This is a genomic window from Sphingomonas sp. Leaf62 (assembly GCF_001421915.1).
GTDB lineage: Bacteria > Pseudomonadota > Alphaproteobacteria > Sphingomonadales > Sphingomonadaceae > Sphingomonas.
Genome location: NZ_LMLN01000007.1, coordinates 89,794 through 91,181, shown reverse-complemented (window position 1 = coordinate 91,181; position 1,388 = coordinate 89,794). Strand labels below are relative to the sequence as shown.

At 67.3% G+C, this 1,388-nt stretch carries 3 protein-coding genes; all 3 read left to right on the top strand.

Going from position 1 to position 1,388, the window contains the following annotated elements; all coding sequences use genetic code 11:
• Positions 1-82 precede the first annotated feature (82 nt).
• Positions 83-367, top strand: coding sequence for a hypothetical protein (locus ASE91_RS05250; protein WP_082453832.1), 285 nt, complete (start codon positions 83-85; stop codon positions 365-367).
• Between the two features lie 17 nt (positions 368-384).
• The gene (locus ASE91_RS05245; protein ID WP_056623516.1) at positions 385-636 is read left to right on the top strand and encodes a hypothetical protein; all 252 of its coding nucleotides are present in this window, start codon (positions 385-387) and stop codon (positions 634-636) included.
• 110 nt (positions 637-746) lie between these two features.
• Positions 747-1,388 (top strand): DUF7940 domain-containing protein (locus ASE91_RS19885; protein WP_162233627.1); only part of this gene is annotated, 642 nt, incomplete at its 3' end.

Genomic DNA, 1,388 nt, shown 5'->3' with positions numbered 1-1,388 from the left:
GCGCTGTCGAAGCGCGCGGCGATCGAGGCGGCGATCGACGTCGAGGCGGTGGCAGCGATCGATGTCGATGGAGGGTGGCCCGATGCGCCGACTGGCTGACGTGGTGATGCAGCTGCTCGTGTCGATCGACCAGCTGGCGCAGGTTGCGATCGTCGGGGCGGCATACCTCTTGCGCCTCACCGATACCTGCCCCTCGGCCGACGAGACGATCAGCAGCTATATCGGCCGCGGTCAGCTGCGCGGCGCGCGCTGGGCGGCGATCGTCGCGCCGACGATCGACGGACTGTTCGTCCTGCTGGGGGAAGCGCCCGGCCACTGCCTGCGCAATGTGGAAACGGCGTTCCTCGGCCTGCCGCCGAAGCCCTGACACCTGAAGGAATTGCGATGACCGATACGACGCCCTCGCCGGCGCCGCGGTGGCTGGCGTGGATGCCGGCCGCTTCGGTTGGCGCACTCATCGCCGGCGGACTGCTGACCGGCGGCGGCTATATTTCCAAGCTCGACGAACAGGGCCGACGCATCACGGTGCTCGAGGAAATGGCCAAGCAGCAGCAGGAAATCGACAAGCGGACCACCCGGATCGAAGCGAAGCTCGACGTGCTGGTCCCGCAGCAGGATCGGGAGGCACGGCGATGATGATCGATAGCGGAATCTTCCTCCTGCTGGTCGGTGCAGTGCTGCCGATCGCGCAAGCGGTCGTGGATAATATTCGCGGCTGAAGCCGCCCTTTCCAAAGGAAATTCGAAATGCTGACGTCGCTCCTCGACCGGGGGCGCGTGCTCGCGCGCGCGCATTCGGTCCGCATCGCCGTGCTCGGCGTCCTGGTCTCGCTGTTCGCAGCGATCGATCCGGTCTCGCTACAGTCGGCATGGCAGTCCCTGCCGCCCAACGTCGTCGCCTTGATCCCCGACCGGTTCCAGGAATGGATCGGCGGCGCACTGTTCGTCCTGGTGATCATCGCCCGCGGCATGCCGCAGCCGGCGGTTGCAGAGCGGCTCGGCCTGCTGGGCGGGGCGGTGCCGGCGTGGCTGCGCGCGGTCCGGAAGCCGATCAATCGCGCGATCACCGGCATCGTCGTGCACTGCTCGGCAACGCGCGAAGGCCAGTATGTCGATGCGGCCGAGATCCGGCGCTGGCACCTCGCCAAGAAGTGGTCGGACATCGGCTATCACTTCGTGATCCGCCTCGACGGCACAATCGAGGTCGGTCGGCCGCTGCGTACCGCTGGCGCGCATGTCGAAGGGCATAACCGCACCACGGTCGGCATCTGCTACGTCGGCGGCGTCGCCAGCGACGGGAAGACGCCGAAGGACACGCGCACGCCGGCGCAGAAGGCCGCGCTGCTCGACATCCTGAAAGAGCTGAAGGCGCAATATCCGACCGCGAAG

Coding starts and splice junctions, on each gene's coding strand:
- ASE91_RS05250 (WP_082453832.1), top strand. CDS start 83: ATGCGCCGACTGGCTGACGTGGTGATGCAGCTGCTCGTGTCGATCGAC.
- ASE91_RS05245 (WP_056623516.1), top strand. CDS start 385: ATGACCGATACGACGCCCTCGCCGGCGCCGCGGTGGCTGGCGTGGATG.